General features: G+C 46.3%; 11 protein-coding genes. 4 read left to right on the plus strand and 7 right to left on the minus strand.

The genetic code is table 11. The features are described 5' to 3' along the window. Positions 1-85 precede the first annotated feature (85 nt). A complete protein-coding gene (locus V6W81_RS06945; RefSeq protein WP_338542247.1) occupies positions 86-1786 on the minus strand; it encodes a methyl-accepting chemotaxis protein in 1701 nt (566 codons plus the stop codon). A 335-nt stretch (positions 1787-2121) separates the two neighbouring features. Here V6W81_RS06945 and V6W81_RS06950 point away from each other — a divergent pair, with 335 nt between their 5' ends. Further along, complete coding sequence (locus tag V6W81_RS06950; RefSeq protein ID WP_338542249.1) at positions 2122-3519, plus strand: L-cystine transporter; 1398 nt, start codon at positions 2122-2124, stop codon at positions 3517-3519. A 290-nt stretch (positions 3520-3809) separates the two neighbouring features. After that, on the plus strand, positions 3810-4493 hold the full coding sequence (locus V6W81_RS06955; RefSeq protein ID WP_338542250.1) for a queuosine precursor transporter: 684 nt from the start codon (positions 3810-3812) through the stop codon (positions 4491-4493). 275 nt (positions 4494-4768) lie between these two features. On the opposite strand, the gene V6W81_RS06960 is transcribed toward V6W81_RS06955, so the two are convergent. Next, positions 4769-5863 (minus strand): M24 family metallopeptidase, encoded by a 1095-nt coding sequence (locus V6W81_RS06960; protein WP_338542251.1) that lies wholly within the window; start codon positions 5861-5863, stop codon positions 4769-4771. Positions 5864-6170: 307 nt separating this feature from the next. On the opposite strand from V6W81_RS06960, the gene V6W81_RS06965 reads away from it, so the two are divergent. Continuing rightward, positions 6171-7385, plus strand: coding sequence for a PQQ-dependent sugar dehydrogenase (locus V6W81_RS06965; RefSeq protein ID WP_145050662.1), 1215 nt, complete (start codon positions 6171-6173; stop codon positions 7383-7385). A 486-nt stretch (positions 7386-7871) separates the two neighbouring features. On the opposite strand, the gene V6W81_RS06970 is transcribed toward V6W81_RS06965, so the two are convergent. Next, positions 7872-8603 (minus strand): MBL fold metallo-hydrolase, encoded by a 732-nt coding sequence (locus V6W81_RS06970; protein ID WP_338542253.1) that lies wholly within the window; start codon positions 8601-8603, stop codon positions 7872-7874. Between the two features lie 348 nt (positions 8604-8951). Beyond that, complete coding sequence (locus V6W81_RS06975; protein WP_338542255.1) at positions 8952-9488, minus strand: hypothetical protein; 537 nt, start codon at positions 9486-9488, stop codon at positions 8952-8954. 197 nt (positions 9489-9685) lie between these two features. On the opposite strand from V6W81_RS06975, the gene V6W81_RS06980 reads away from it, so the two are divergent. Then, complete coding sequence (locus tag V6W81_RS06980; RefSeq protein WP_338543965.1) at positions 9686-10573, plus strand: SDR family oxidoreductase; 888 nt, start codon at positions 9686-9688, stop codon at positions 10571-10573. 44 nt (positions 10574-10617) lie between these two features. Here V6W81_RS06980 and thrS read toward each other — a convergent pair whose 3' ends face one another. The 3 genes from thrS to V6W81_RS06995 all read right to left on the minus strand — a co-directional run bounded on the left by thrS (position 10618) and on the right by V6W81_RS06995 (position 15606). Continuing rightward, positions 10618-12597 (minus strand): threonine--tRNA ligase, encoded by a 1980-nt coding sequence (gene thrS, locus V6W81_RS06985; RefSeq protein ID WP_338542256.1) that lies wholly within the window; start codon positions 12595-12597, stop codon positions 10618-10620. A gap of 466 nt (positions 12598-13063) precedes the next feature. Beyond that, on the minus strand, positions 13064-14842 hold the full coding sequence (locus tag V6W81_RS06990; RefSeq protein ID WP_338542257.1) for a sensor histidine kinase: 1779 nt from the start codon (positions 14840-14842) through the stop codon (positions 13064-13066). Beyond that, complete coding sequence (locus V6W81_RS06995; RefSeq protein WP_338542258.1) at positions 14839-15606, minus strand: response regulator transcription factor; 768 nt, start codon at positions 15604-15606, stop codon at positions 14839-14841. Before V6W81_RS06995 ends, V6W81_RS06990 begins: the two co-directional genes overlap by 4 nt. Between the last annotated feature and the right edge of the window lie 160 nt (positions 15607-15766).

Below are 15766 nucleotides of genomic sequence, written 5' to 3' on the forward strand. Positions count from 1 at the left end.
AGTTCAGCAATTTAAAGATCGTGAGCATTTCCTTACGTTCAGTATTGATTCAAACAGTAGAACGATGGGTTAATGCTACAATTGATTAGTTAATTTTGAATTTCTTCATGGCCGCCTGTAACTCTACCGCTTGTTCATGCAAGTGACGAACCGTTCCAGAGTGGGAATCCATTTCGCTCAGTTGCAGATCTGCGGTGGAAGCAATCTCCTGCATGCTCTGACGGGACTTGGACGTAATCTGCGCCGTCTCTTCAACAGAGGCACTGACTTGTTCTGCCCCGGCAGATACCTGCTGCGTGGAAGCTGATACCGTCTGGATGGTCAGGTTTACGTTCTGAATTAATTCGTTCAATTGCTGGAAAGCTGAGCCTGCTTGTTGAACAACATGAGTACCTGAGCCAATCTCTTGCGTTACCCGGTTCATGGCATCAACAGAACGCTCGGCATCCTCGCGAATCGTGTTTAGATAGTCCGAGATTTCCTCGGTTGCCGTCTTGGATTGCTCCGCAAGCTTACGAACTTCCCCAGCAACGACAGCGAATCCGCGACCATGCTCGCCAGCACGTGCAGCTTCGATGGAAGCATTGAGCGACAACATATTGATCTGTTTCGTAATTTCAAAGATGGAAGTGACGATGGTACCGATGGCGATGGAGCGTTCATTCATCGTTTCGACATAACGTAAGGATTCACTAGCGGTCTGACCTACACGTTCCATCTGCTCTACAGCATTCTGTGCCAGGCGATTACCGTTCACAGCTTCACTAGCAGCCTCACCAATCTGCTCTGACACTTCGGCAGAAGAAGAAGCGATATGCATGATTCCCTGGGTGATTTCCTCCATAGCTCTAGCGTTCTCAGCAGCACTCGTGGCAATGCTTACACTGCCTTTCTCGGCTTCTTCGGCAGATTGACTGGAGTTCTTAACCATACTGGACATGGATTCAACCCGATTCAGCAGATCATTCGAGCCTTCAACCACTTCGTCCGAGGTGGAGAGAACGCGACTAATCATTTCTTTGAGATTATGAGTCATCGTCTGGAAGCTAGTCGCGAGTTGAGCAATTTCGTCTTGACCTTTAATCTGAAGCTGGGTTGTTAGATCACCCTGTGAAATTTGTTTACTATGTTGAACGAGTGTAATAATCGGACGGGTAACTCTTTTAATCATAGTCGTTGAAATCAGCCATCCAAGTACAAAGGTCAGTGCGGTGATACCTAGGCACAACCAGAAAATTTGCGCAATCTTGGACTGGATGAATTGTGCATCCATGCTTACCGCCATGAGCATATTGCTACCTGCTACAGGTATAAATGCAGCTTTATGTACGCCAAACGAGTCGGAATAAACTTCACTAATAGCTAATGCTTTGGTCTCAATTGCTGTATTCATTGCAGATTCAACCGCAATTTCTTCTCCAGCCTTCATACCCGAGGCGTTGTTGGCAATTACGATCTTGGCCGTTCCGTCTTGAAGAGAAACAACGTACGCTGCATCCAAGCTATGTTCCTTCGCTTTTTCAGCCAAATAGGATTCAACCGTTAGAGCAGCACCATCGGAACCGGCTCCGCCACTTTCGACTTGTGAAATTTTGGACGAAGAAATATTTTTGTATATATCCTGAATAGACGTGTTTAAGACCTTGTCGAATTGCGGGAGTACATAACTTTGCATAATATTCATCGATACTGCATAAAAACTGATACTAAACAACAGGGATGCAACTAGCAATACGAGGAACAACATTCCTCTTATTTTGCCAGCAACCGTGCGATTACGAAACATAAAATCATCCTTTCACGTCATGTTCATTAACATAGTCGCTTTTCCGTACTCATCAGTCCTATCTATCAACGAAGAAAGACCTAATTTTCACATTGAGAAAACTTGGGAATAAGCGGATATACCTATATTACATAATTAACCTGAGGTTGAATACAACAAATTTCATAAAACGATCAGTTTTTTTCAGAAATGCGCAATTAGATTACATACATATTACACAAAATAAATTAATGCCTACCGGAATAGTTTGTTATGTGTTATATTGTTCAATACAATATAAGTAAATAGAAAGCCGGAGGTTTCGGCAAGCACATTTAAGAGGAGGATTTACAGTAGTGGATACATTTTTAATCATTTTGAACGTCGTGGTTATGCTCATTCTTCTGGGTGTCCTGTTCTGGATGCAGAAGAAACACATTTCATTCACGAAGCGTGTATTTACAGGTTTGGGCATCGGGGTAGTATACGGCGTTATACTTCAACTGATCTATTCCTCAGGTTCTGATATTATTACCAAGTCAGTCGATTGGTTTAACCTTGCCGGTTCAGGCTATGTTCGTTTGTTGCAAATGGTCGTTATTCCTTTGATCATGGTGTCGATCATTTCGGCAATCATGAATCTGAAGGGTAAGCAAAATCTAGGTAAGATGAGTCTATCCATCATTGCCATTCTTCTTATTACAACTGCAATCGCTGCAAGTGTAAGTATCGTAACAAGCTTGAGCTTTAACCTGACTTCCATTGAGATTGAGGGAGGAGATCGGGAGCTAGCACAAGGTCAACGGATGGAGGAACGTCTCGTCGATGTGAAAGATCAGACGATTCCGCAGCAGGTATTGGAATTTATTCCATCTAACCCATTCGCAGATATGACAGGTGAACGTCGTACATCAACACTCGCGGTTGTTATTTTCTCTGCATTTATCGGAGTAGCGGTACTTGGCTTGGATCACAAAAAACCACAGCAGGCTGAAACGTTCCGTGGAATGGTGAACGCGGTGTATGCCGTAGTTATGCGGATTGTTACGCTGGTGCTACGGTTGACGCCGTACGGTATTTTGGCGTTGATCACGAAGGTCACAGCGACAACCAATCCAGATGAGATATTGAAGCTCATTAAGTTTGTTATCGCGTCCTACGTTGCGTTGTTCGTCATGTTCATTATTCATCTGATTATTATTGCTTTGTTTGGCTTCAACCCGATCACTTATGTGAAGAAGGTTCTGCCAACACTGGTATTTGCCTTTACTTCCCGTTCCAGTGCAGCGGCTATCCCGCTTAACGTAGAGACACAGACGAAGAAACTGGGCGTCTCGGATGGTATTGCGAATCTATCGGCAAGCTTCGGGGCTACGATTGGTCAAAACGGCTGCGCCGGGATATATCCGGCCATGCTCGCGGTTATGATTGCTCCTACGGTCGGCATCGATCCGCTTAGCTGGGACTTCATTATTACCCTGATCCTTGTGGTTATGATCAGTTCATTCGGCGTAGCCGGTGTAGGTGGCGGGGCAACCTTCGCTTCCCTGATCGTGTTGTCCACGATGAATCTGCCTGTTGCTCTGGCAGGATTGTTGATCTCCGTTGAACCGCTTATCGACATGGGTCGTACGGCGCTTAACGTTAATGGTTCAATGACTTCAGGTCTCGTTTCCAGTAAATTGTTGAAAGAGAACGATCAGGATACCTTCAGCAACCCAACACCTGATCTGGATGGTGCCGCTCAGGCATAAGCTGAATTTTCACTGAAGTAATGGCTTAAGCAGCCATCTATTGCATCACGACGATAGCATTACGAAAACCGTCCTTCGGATAACCCGAAGGGCGGTTTTTTGTGTCTATGTGAGATACATTGGACCAGAAGGTACATCAACGGTTCATTTTTAGCTTAGTAGTCATGGTGTAATTTAGTGCTGTTCAATAGGCAGGAAATATGATAGAGTAATCATGTTTTGGCTCTGTGCCAGACCGCGGTTCGTAACCATCCCGCGTAATCAAAACTAGGAAGGCAGTGTATGTATTTATGTTTAATTTAGGGTGGGGAGCGTTATTCGTTCTCATCACTTATGGTTTCTTTTTGTTATGTTATCGCTTGTTCGGTAAAAAAGGTCTCTATGCCTGGATTGGTGTGGCAACGGTTATTGCCAACATTCAGGTGACCAAAACGATAGATATTATGGGGATTGTGTTGACACTAGGCAACACGATGTATGTAAGTCTATACCTTACCAGTGACTTGCTTAACGAGAAGTACGGTTCAGGAGAGGCGCGCAAAGCTGTATGGTTCGGTTTCTTTACGTTAATTATGACCACGGTACTCATGCAGATGGTGTTGTACTTTGATCCAGCGTCTACAGACTTTGCCCAGAAGCCGATGGAAGCTTTATTCGGGCTATTGCCACGTCTTGCACTGGGAAGCCTGTCAGCGTACTTTATTAGTCAATTCCTGGATGTGCGCTTGTACTCTTGGTTACGAAAAATCACACCTGGTCGTAATCAATTGTGGATTCGTACGAACGGAAGCTCGATTATCAGTTCATTTGTGGATACGTTAGTGTTCACTGCGATTGCGTTTGCATTCATTTATCCATGGGATGTGTGGATTGAGATTTTCCTAACGACTTATGTGATCAAATTTGTACTGACTGCAGTGGGAACACCATTCCTATATGCTGCCCGTAACTTTAAGTTTAAGGATGAGTCTTAAATTCGAAGGCAATCTACGTGCAGATGGTTACCAGAAGTAGATGAATGAGTGAATGTTCATAGACGAAACTAAAAATGTCCCGCAGAGCCATGTCATCATGGACTTGCGGGACATTTTGCATTATAGGTGGCGATACAACCAGCACGAAGGTTCCTATATGATAAAGTAACTTAGAGTGTGCGATAGCACCGCCAAGCTTCTAATAAGATGGAGAATCGTCATGTGCGATACAAATATAACAGTTTCTCTAAGATGTTTTGATTGAATAAGAAGTATTAGTCTGTCAAAATTTGCAGTTCTTTAGGATAAGAAGTCAGTACTTCTACCCCCGTTTCTGTTACGAGGACATCATCCTCAATACGCACGCCGCCAGCTCCGGTTACATAAATACCCGGTTCGATGGTGAAGACGGTTCCTTCTTGCAAGAGATCGGTATTCTGACCATGCAATGACGGATATTCATGAACATCAATGCCGAGGCCGTGACCGACGCGGTGCATGAAGCGTTCCCCGTAGCCAGCATCTTCTGTAACTTGGCGTGCAGCTCGGTCAATCTCTGCACAGGTCACGCCAGGCTTGACTGCTCGAATAGCAGCTTCATTGGCTGCCAGTACCGTATTATAGATCGTACGCAGCTCAGGAGAGATGTCTCCAAATGCAAACGTACGTGTAATATCGGAAGCATATCCACCAGCATATACGCCCATATCAAACATCAACAGATCACCATGTTGAAGCTTACGTTCGCCCGGTGTACCGTGTGGCAATCCCGTTTGTGGCCCAGTGAGCACCATCGTGTCGAAGGAAGGACCGTCTGCCCCCAGCTTCTTCATCTGATATTCCATCTCGGCAACGAGTTCAATCTCGGTTACACCTGTACGAACGTGGGAAAGCCCCTGGCGTAGAACTTCCTCAATTAGATGAATAGCATGACGGATTCGAGCGATTTCATCTGGTGTTTTCTTCACGCGTAGGGAACGCAGCAGTGGACCAACATCTTCGTATTGGGTGCCGCCCAACGCAGCGGTTAATTGCTCATAACGTGCAACGGTAACGTATTCCTTTTCCAAACCAATTCGTCCAAGACGTCCCTGGTAACGCTCAAATAGCGCGTATGGATTGTCTGTATCGGTATGTGTTGCGATGTTGGAAACGGAGGAAGCAGCAGCTGCGGCATCGGCATCTAGCGCAGGTACAATCAGAAGAGGTTCTTCGCCGCGTGCGAGCACGAGTCCAAGGAAACGTTCATGCGGATTACTTGCGAATCCTGTTAAGTAGTAGATATGTTTAGGATCTGTGATCAGTGTGGCATCCAGTCCTTGCACAGAGAGGCTAGCTTCTAAGCGGGATAATGGTGTTTGGTTCGTCATAGGTACGTCCACCTTTCAATTGTCTATATCATCTAATCTATTATAAATTAAATCTTCCCAATTCCATAGGCGCGCGTATATGAGAACATTTATATAGAAGAAAGTAAGGAAATCTGGCTATCTCTAAATAATGCGGATTAGGACGGATTTTTCGTTTGAGTACATAGTGGGGCGGGTAACGGGTAATACAGGGCGAAACCTTGTTATGTCTGACGTCGTAGAGTTAACGGTCATGATTGTGTTATATCCGTAACTCATTAAATATGAACTCATATCCATTCATTCCAATTCGAAGGGAGAGGTATACATGAATAATCGATTAAGCGTTCCTCTATATGCTTCGCTATTAAGCGTTGCGTTATTGACTGCGTGTGCTTCGGGTGATGGCTCCGCAGGATCGCAACCTATGTCTCAGGGCGCAGGTGGAGGTCAGGGACAGACAGCTAACGGCGGTTCTTCTACTAACGTAGAGAGCAGTGAAAATGAGGCACAGGAGAATGCAGTTGTTCCTTATGAGACTTCAGTTCTGGTAGAAGGGCTTAATGCTCCATGGGAATTGGTTGAAGTGTCCGATGGTCGTATGTTCGTAACCGAGCGTCCGGGTACAATACGGGTCATTGAGGATGGCAAGTTGTTGTCTGAGCCATTGATTGAATTTACTGAACCATTTAATGAGGAAGGCGAGGGCGGATTATTAGGGCTTGCTGCTGACCCGGAGTTTGAGGATAACGGCTATTTGTATGCCTATCATTCGTACGTTGAAGGCGATAACATTGCGAATCGTGTATTACGATTGAAGGTGAGTGATGGGACAGCAGTCATTGATAAGGAGTTACTTGGTGATATCCCTGGCGGTGTGAATCATAACGGTGGGCGCATCAAGATCGGGCCGGACAATCTGCTCTATATCACAACAGGTGAGCGGTATGAACCAGAACTAGCACAGGATCAGGACAATCTAGGCGGCAAAATATTACGAATTGGTCTCGATGGCTCGATCCCTGCGGACAACCCTTGGAATTCTCCTGTATATAGTATGGGACACCGTAATGCACAGGGACTAACTTGGAATCCGGACAATGGATATCTCTATGCGACCGAGCATGGTCAGCGGAATCTGGATGAGATTAACCGAATTGAAGCCGGGGCTAACTATGGTTGGCCTGAGGTAGAGGGTGACGACCATAACAATAGCGAGTATCAGGCTCCGCTTGCACATAGTGGCGATGATACCTGGGCTCCTTCGGGTATTGCTTATATTGAGGAAGGACCTTGGGCGGGTTCCTTAATTGCGGCCAATCTGCGCGGAGAACAACTGTTGAAGATCACGCTATCCGAGGACGGAACGCAAGTCGATCAGGTTGAACCTATTTTTGAAGATGAATGGGGACGCATTCGGAATGTAACGACTGGAGCAGATGGGCAAATCTATGTACTAACAAACAATCGGGATGGTCGTGGCTCCCCACGTGATGGTGATGATAAGCTCATCGTGCTTACCCCGCAGGATCAAGCGAAGTAACCTGATATGGTATTGGCTTTCTAGGCCGGCTTCTTGCTAGGTCTCAAACTTAAGCTACTACTGCCCAGAGATTCCATAAGTAATTTACGCAAAAAAAGGGGCTACCTTATACAAGAGGTTCCTCTTCGCTCCAAGCGCTAACGAACCTACCGCATCTTAATAGGTGGATTATTTGCATATGCAAGATTTAACGAACCTCAGTAACGCTATTTCGCCTTAAGACGGTATCAAACCCTGAAAAATCGACTGAATCGACGAAATAACGTCTCTGTGATTCATTAGATTTCGGATCTGGGGAAATGGGAACAAATAGCGTGTTTCAGATTCATTACATCGTTAAAATAAAGCTAAAGGGGCTGTCCCCCGTCATATTCATGACTTATGGGACAGCCCCTTCATTCATTATGGCATCTCGATAGAGATGCCATTACAGGTAATAAGTCACCGTCTGCATGACGATGTACTGTCTGTATCCGATCCGTTAACTTATTCACCAAGCTCAGCGAGTTCAGCCACTCGTTCACTTGCGGCTTGGGTGTATTCACCCCCGTGGTAACACAGGACGGTATCGATGTTCAAGCCGATTAATCGTTTCAGGCTGCGCAGTGCCTCGGGCATGTCCGGGGTTGCTGGAGGAGCAGGGCCTACCAATTCGTCATCAACTACACGAAGCTCATCGGCTGCGAGTAGAAACTGCTTCTCACGGAAGTACAAGCAAATATGTCCAGGAGTATGACCTGGTGTATGAATGACTTGTATGCCTCCTTGTAAGGGCAGCATGTCCCCATCTTCCAGAATGCGAGCGATGGGGAGCGTAGGAAGCTCGGAGAGCAGTTGCTCAGCTAGCTCCAATGTAGGTGGGGCTAGCATGGCTCTACGTTCAGGGGTAAACTTAATCAGTGGAAGCTTCCCTTGAAGATAGGGGATTTCATCGGCATGTGCCCAGATTTCGACGTCAGGTACAGCTTCGACCAGCGCACCGAGATTACCGATATGGTCAATATCCTGATGTGTGATAATAATGCGCTTAAGCTCATGAAGCTTTGCACCCGCATCTTCGAGTGCAGATTGCAATTCAGCAAACTGTCCAATCATGCCTGTATCCACCAATGTAATTCCATCTTCATCACGCAGCATCACGGGATAAATCGGACTGTTACCAGTGGGTGTAGGAATGTTGAGATGAAGAATGGTGATATCAATAGGTTGTATATTCATATTCGTTACCGGATTCGTTCCGGAGCACCTCCCTAAATAGTATGTAGCTTATATTCAGTACCGAAAATGTACACAGTCGGAATGTCATGTAGGTAGTGAGTTCATCCCGTCTTCGCATTACTAAGAACGAGGATTTCGTACTTTGAGAGGTTGTTCAAAAAGTCCACTTTTGATTACGAGGGATGCCTGACGGCATCTCAGCGTCGAATATGGAATTCAGCTGAAATAAGTTGATGCTTACGAAGGTTGTTTCCCTAGGAAACAATGTAGTTGCTCACGTAGTTTGCCTACGCTCCGCTACTCCATTTCTATCTTCATTCCATCTTCTCGGTACTGAAAACCGTCCTTTTAGAACACGTACTTTAAGTGTTTTCTGTATTGTTTAATGGTATTCAAAATCCACTCTAGCGTTTGTTCCGCATTGCTATCCTGCCCAACGATTGAGGCGAAGGAGAAGTTGGAATGAATTAGTTTGTTTCTTGCTTTGAATACCTTGGTTAGTTCGTCATCGTCATTCTCTGCCCCGGGTTTCACAGCAATGTGTTGGCTTCTTAATTCTGCTTGAAGAATCTCGATATTTGATAAAGAGCGGTATGCAGGAGTTTTCATAAGTTGAACCGAATTGAATGTTTTTTGATAGGTTTGTTCATAGAGGCGAAGTAACCATTGTTCAATGATGGAGCATAGTTCAATCGTCCATGAAGCATACTTTCGATCCTTACGATCATAAGTCAATCGATGGATCTCTTCCTCGTCCCATAGGTCATGTTTCTTAAGCTGGCTTGAAATTCCCTTTTGCTGGAGCTGTTCATACTCCTGTTCAATCCATTTGATCTCATGCTTAGCTTCTTTTTTCAGTTTTTTGAAGTCTTGTTTGGTTAGCATAAGTCATAGCCTCCCTATAGGATCAGATGTGAATAAATTCTATTATCTCACATTGTCTTCTTTGGCTCAAAAAGTCAATCCGTACTCATTTAAGTCCATACTCATTCAAGCCGCAGTTTAAGAAGGGAAGTGTTATGATGTCCAACATAATCTCCAATACCATATCCACGCCAGTGACCGATTCAACGTCCAAAACAATGCTCAATCCCAATGCCGATCATAGGAAGAATCCAATCGCGATTGTAACGGGAGCGAACTCCGGCATGGGGCTGGCGACCACGATAGAGCTTGCGCGAAAAGGTTATCATGTGATCATGGCATGTCGCAGTGAGCAGCGTGGACAGGCGGCGCTTCAGGAAGCACTCCGTCAGTCAGGCTCCGCTACCATTGAACTGATGCTGTGTGATCTCGGTTCATTGGACAGCATTCGTCAATTTGCCCATTCGTTTAATGAACGCTATGACACGCTGGATGTGTTAATGAATAATGCCGGCGTAGTGATGGTGAAGCGCAAGGAGACCTCAGATGGGTTTGAGCAGAGCATAGGGATTAACCATTTGGGTCATTTCCTATTGACACTTCTGCTGATCCCGCCTTTGCGGCGTGCGCAGCAGGGACGGATTGTAAATGTATCATCCGGTGCATACAAAGCAGGCAAGATTCACTTTGAAGACCCACATTTACATAAAAGGTATAACCCCATCAAGGGCTATGCTCAGTCCAAGCTCGCCAATGTGTTATTCACTCGGATTCTGGCTCGCAAGGTAGCCGATAGCCGAATAACAGTGAACTGCCTGCACCCCGGTGCGGTTGGCACAAGTATTGGTGTGGATCGGAACACGGGTTTTGGTACCCGTATTATGGCTTTTGTGGGCAAGCTCCCGTTCTTTCTTACCCCCGAAGAGGGGGCAAAAACGGCGATCTACTTGGCAACCAGCCCTGAAGTTGCAGGGGTGACCGGAAAGTACTTCTACCAGCAGAAAGAACAGAAATTGCAAGCCCACGCCACGGACGATGCTGTAGCTGAACGATTCTGGACGTGGAGCGAGCAGCAAGTAGGACTTGGGCCGAGCGAACAATTGTAATGTCCTGTCATTGGGTTCCATGCTAATCTAGCATGTCGGATGTTTTATCTTTTGGCTTGCACAGCTTCATGAATTTGTTGAATCAGATCGTCTATCCGCTGAATGCCTTGATCGCCCTGACCGTACACACGGACAGAGGCTGACGAGGCATTTTTCTCATTCTCACCAAGGACGATGGAGTAGGGAACCTTCTCCATCTGAGCTTCACGAATTTTGTACCCCAGCTTCTCGTTACGCAAGTCTGTCTCTACGCGAATTCCTGCTGCTCGCAGCGCTTGTTGAACTTCTAGAGCATACTCAGCATAATGGTCTGAGACTGGTAGCAGCTTCACTTGTATCGGCGCAAGCCATAGAGGGAATGCACCGGCAAAATGCTCAGTGAGAATGCCGATGAAACGGTCAATGGAACCGTAGATTGCACGGTGAATGACGACCGGACGGTGCTTCAGACGATCCTCGCCAATGTAAGTGAGATCGAACTTCTCTGGCATTTGGAAATCAAGCTGGATCGTTCCGCATTGCCAGCTGCGTTTCAGTGCATCAAGGATATGGAAATCAATTTTAGGGCCATAGAATGCGCCATCCCCTTCGTTAATACGGTAGCTGACTCCGCGCCGATCCAGAACATTTTGCAGTGCGCGTTCCGCCTGATCCCATAATTCCTCTGACCCCATAGAGTCTTGCGGTCGTGTGGACAGCTCGATGCTATATTCGAATCCGAAAATATCGTACATACGTCCAATCAACGAGATTGCGCGGTTAATCTCTTCTTCGATCTGTTCAGGCATGACATACAGATGAGCATCATCCTGGCAGAATGTCCGTACACGCATCATGCCGTTTAACGCACCCGAGTATTCGTGGCGATGTACCTGGCCGAATTCCATCATGCGAATAGGTAATTCGCGATAGGAATGAAGCTTGTTTTTGAAGATTAGCATATGCCCTGGGCAGTTCATCGGTTTCAGTGCAAACGTAGCATTGTCCACTTCGGAGAAGTACATATTGTCTTTGTAATGCTCCCAGTGACCAGATTGCTCCCACAGCCGATTATTCATCATGAGCGGAGTGCGAACCTCCTGGTATCCTTCTTGTAGCTGTAATTCACGGGAGAAATTCTCCAGCTCAGTACGGACAGTCATGCCTTTGGGTAGATAGAACGGCATGCCGGGTGCTTCCTCCGAGAACATGAAGAGCTCCAACTCTTTGCCTAGTTTCCGATGATCTCGTTTCTTCGCTTCTTCAAGCATGTGCATATGCTCATCCAGTTGTGCTTGGTTTGGAAAGGCAGTGCCGTAAATCCGTTGAAGCATTTTATTGTCCGAGTTACCACGCCAGTATGCGCCTGCGACATGAAGCAGCTTGAAGGCTTTGACGCGGCCAGTTGACGGAAGATGTGGACCTCGGCATAGATCGATAAACTCACCTTGTTCATACAAGGAAATCTCAGCGTCCGCGGGTAAATCGTGAATCAACTCCAGCTTGTATGGATCCTGCATATCGCCAAAAATCTCAAGAGCCTGTTCGCGGTTAACGACGCGACGATTAATTTTCCAATTTTCCCGCACAATCTTGTGCATTTCCTGTTCTATAACTGCGAGATCATGAATGGAGAGGGCATGCTCCAGATCCACATCGTAATAGAATCCATCTGCAATGACAGGGCCAATGCCAAGTTTCACGTGCTCCGCACCGTAAATTCGTTTGATTGCCTGAGCCAGAACATGTGCAGTAGTGTGACGATAACGGTGAAGACCCTCTTCACTTTCGAGTGTAACGATAATAAGTTCGCAGTCCTCTTCAAGCTGCCGATCCAGATCGACATGTTGCCCGTTCACAATACCTCCTATAGCTTGCTTGCCCAGACTTATACGGATGGACGAAGCGACCTCTCCCACAGTAATGCCTGCATGGTAATCCCGTACGGCTCCACCTTGGAGACGAACTTCGATATGCTGATTTGGCTGATTGGCTTCCTTTGCTTTTGCTTGGCCAGATGGACTGAATTTTTCCTGATTATTCATGTGAACCACACTCCAATTCTCAAATTAGAAGCGCAAAAAACACCCGTCCCGGAAAAGGGACGAGTGCGCTTAGCTCGTGGTTCCACCCTAATTTGGTTATGAAGCTATCCTTATTCGGCCAGCCGCCGGATACAGGAAACATCATAACCCTCATTGGAATCCGTTAACGGGGATTAGGCGGTGAACTCTACTGGCCCTTGTATGCTCCAAATTCGAATAGGAACTCGTGGCTTAAAGGGGTGGTTCGAGATCACGGCTGCAGAGGGGTAACGCCGTTTCGTTCGCTGAAGAAGGTTTCACCAATCCCTTCTCTCTCTGGGCAGCACGCAAGCGGAATCATGTCTCTGGTCATCGCCAAATATACGAAATGATAAGGCTTATCCGTCCAATGTGGAGGACTCCATATCAATTTTTTGGGAAACAGGTGTTACTTGAGTGTCGATTATATCGATTGAAAATTCAAAGGTCAAGTGATTTTATTTGGAGAGTCGTGTGAAATCCCGTCCCAGATCAATCGAATCTGTGTGCCTTGCTCGGGTACGGAATGCACTTCAATTCGACCTTTCATCGCCTCAATCAGACCCTTGGTTACAGCCATGCCTAGCCCTGATCCCACATCAGGAGTTCCCGTATCGGTTCCACGATAATAACGTTCAAATAACCTCCATACCGTCTTCGCATCCATACCTCTTCCGTTATCGGTAAACTGTATGCTGAAGTCTCCATCTCGTTGCCCAGCATGCACGCTGACGATGAGCTTGGTGTCTGTAGGGTTATGCAGCAGAGCGTTGGCGGTCAGATTATCTACAGTTCGTTCAAACGAAGGGATGTGAACTTGCCCGTAGACAGGAGCCGGTGCCGGTTGAAACTGGATGCGACCTTGTCCATAGGCTGGATTGCGCTCAGCGCGCAGCACGAGATCATGAAGTAGCGTATTCACGTCAGTTCGTTCCACGTCTGGTTGATAGCCACCACTGCGTAAGCGGTAAGTCATAGCAAGATCATTGACCAACCGATCCATATACATCGATTTGTCCAACATGATTGCCGCGAACTCCCGTACTTCCTCTTGAGACCAGCTATATTTATCCGCTTCAAGCATGTGGGCATAACCCTGTATAGAGGATAAAGGTGTCTTCAGATCATGTGTGATGCCTGCAATCCATTCCTCGCGAAGAGACTCTGTTTGCTTACGAAGCTCCTCGTCTTGTTTCAGCGTGCTGGATAACATTTGCATCGAATGCAGCACTTCGGCGTATACACGATATTTACGCTTCCATTTGCCATTACGTCGTTGACTGCGAGGGATGCCATTGAGCCCAGTAGGCTCTTCGTAATGCCCTTTTTCCAGTCGTTGTAGCCATTGAAGCATGTGCAGCATTGGGGAGCCAAAACGATTGGCGTACCATAGTGCCAACAGGATTAGTAATACAATTACGGACAGGATCAACACCAGCAGCGCCGGCTCCCATATAAACGTATAGGGATTTCTCTCATCTTCTGCTGCTGACAAACCGCTGGGGACACTGATCATCCAAGTCGTTCTAGTCTGTTCATCATATAGAGTGGCTGTGAATGCTCCATACCGGCTAGGGTAGCGGGCACGCAAAACGAGATCCTGAATGTTATACTCGCTTGGCACACCCATTGTAGGTTTGTTAAACGATTCTAGCTCCTTGCCGGAGGAATCCAATAGTTGAAGATAGGCCTTGTCAGCACGGATGGACGCTTGTTGTTCTGGCGCTATGACAAGCTTGCCGTTGGTAAAGGTGCTAGTCTGATGTACCTCGTTAAGTAAGGGTTTGGCTAGACTACGTTCTCCGTATAACAATGTAAAAACAATACCGTTTCTTTCTCGAATCATCATGACGATCTGATAAGGAAATGGCTTAATTCCTTGCCAATAAGCAATTAGCTCTCCGGGTGCATAGTGAGTCGGAATATCGGAAGGGGTATGAAAAGCATCGATAACCCTACCTTTATCATCAAGCATTTGCAGCCATCCCTGGTTTTGCTCCACCTGCTTCAGAAGATCGGGATCATAGTGAACGGTGCCATCGGATGAGATTTTTGCGGTATCAATTAGTTGATCTAGACCCGTGGTGGCAAAATCATCCACTAGGTTCACTTCATTCAACTTTTGCACTACCCAGAATGTCGCTGCTGATCCAAGTACCACAATTAGAAGAACTGCGCCAGCGAGCATACCGATAAATCGGGTCATCAATCTGCGCCGAATGCTCATGATTGTGGAACCTGCTCAGGCTTAATGAGTTTGTATCCAAGACCTCGTACGTTGACTAGGAGCTCTGGGGTGGAAGGGTCGGCCTCAATTCGTTCCCGAATGCGATGGATGTGAACCATAACGGTATTGTCGTCACTAATGGCTTCCGATCCCCAGACCCGTTCATATAATTCGGATTTCGTAAAAATACGATTGGGATGCTTACAGAAAAAGAGCAGCAACTGATATACAAGTGCCGGGCAGGTAACGGTCATTCCCTCGACTCGTAGCTCTCCAGCCTGTTCCATCACCTGGAATCGGCCAAAATCATATACGTCTTCTTGTGGATTTGGATATGACGTATTTACGTCGTTTTTTATATTTAAGCTGTTTGAGGCATTCGCTAATTTTGAAGGCAAGTAACGCTTGAGTAGTGACTTGATTCGGGCGACGACTTCGAGTGGATTAAAGGGTTTGACGACATAATCGTCACCCCCCACAGCGAATCCAGTTAACTTGTCATAATCCGTTGTTTTGGCGGTGAGGAACAGAATGGGTGCATCGGTTACCTCTCGCAGAAATGGGCAGATTTCGAGTCCGCTTTTCCCCGGAAGCATGACATCCAGCACGATGCAATGATAGGTTTTGCTTTTGCAGGCTTCGAGTGCTGCTTCACCTGTTGTAACGGTATCGATATCAATAAACTGCTCTTTCAGCAGAACGGTGCGGAGCATATGTAATATGGCTTGTTCATCATCTACAAGGAGTAATGAGACGTGATTCATGCTTGAAAGTGACCTCCTTAGGCTTCTGTCTGGCTCAGTTCATCATATCACTAAGATCGTTGATCTGGAGCATGCGCTATCTTAACAGAATCTTAATTATGAGTTCCGTGGAAGTCAAAGAGTTATGTTAGGTGTAAGCATATGTTAGGCGCAGGATAAG

It is taken from the genome of Paenibacillus tundrae, from assembly GCF_036884255.1.
GTDB lineage: Bacteria > Bacillota > Bacilli > Paenibacillales > Paenibacillaceae > Paenibacillus.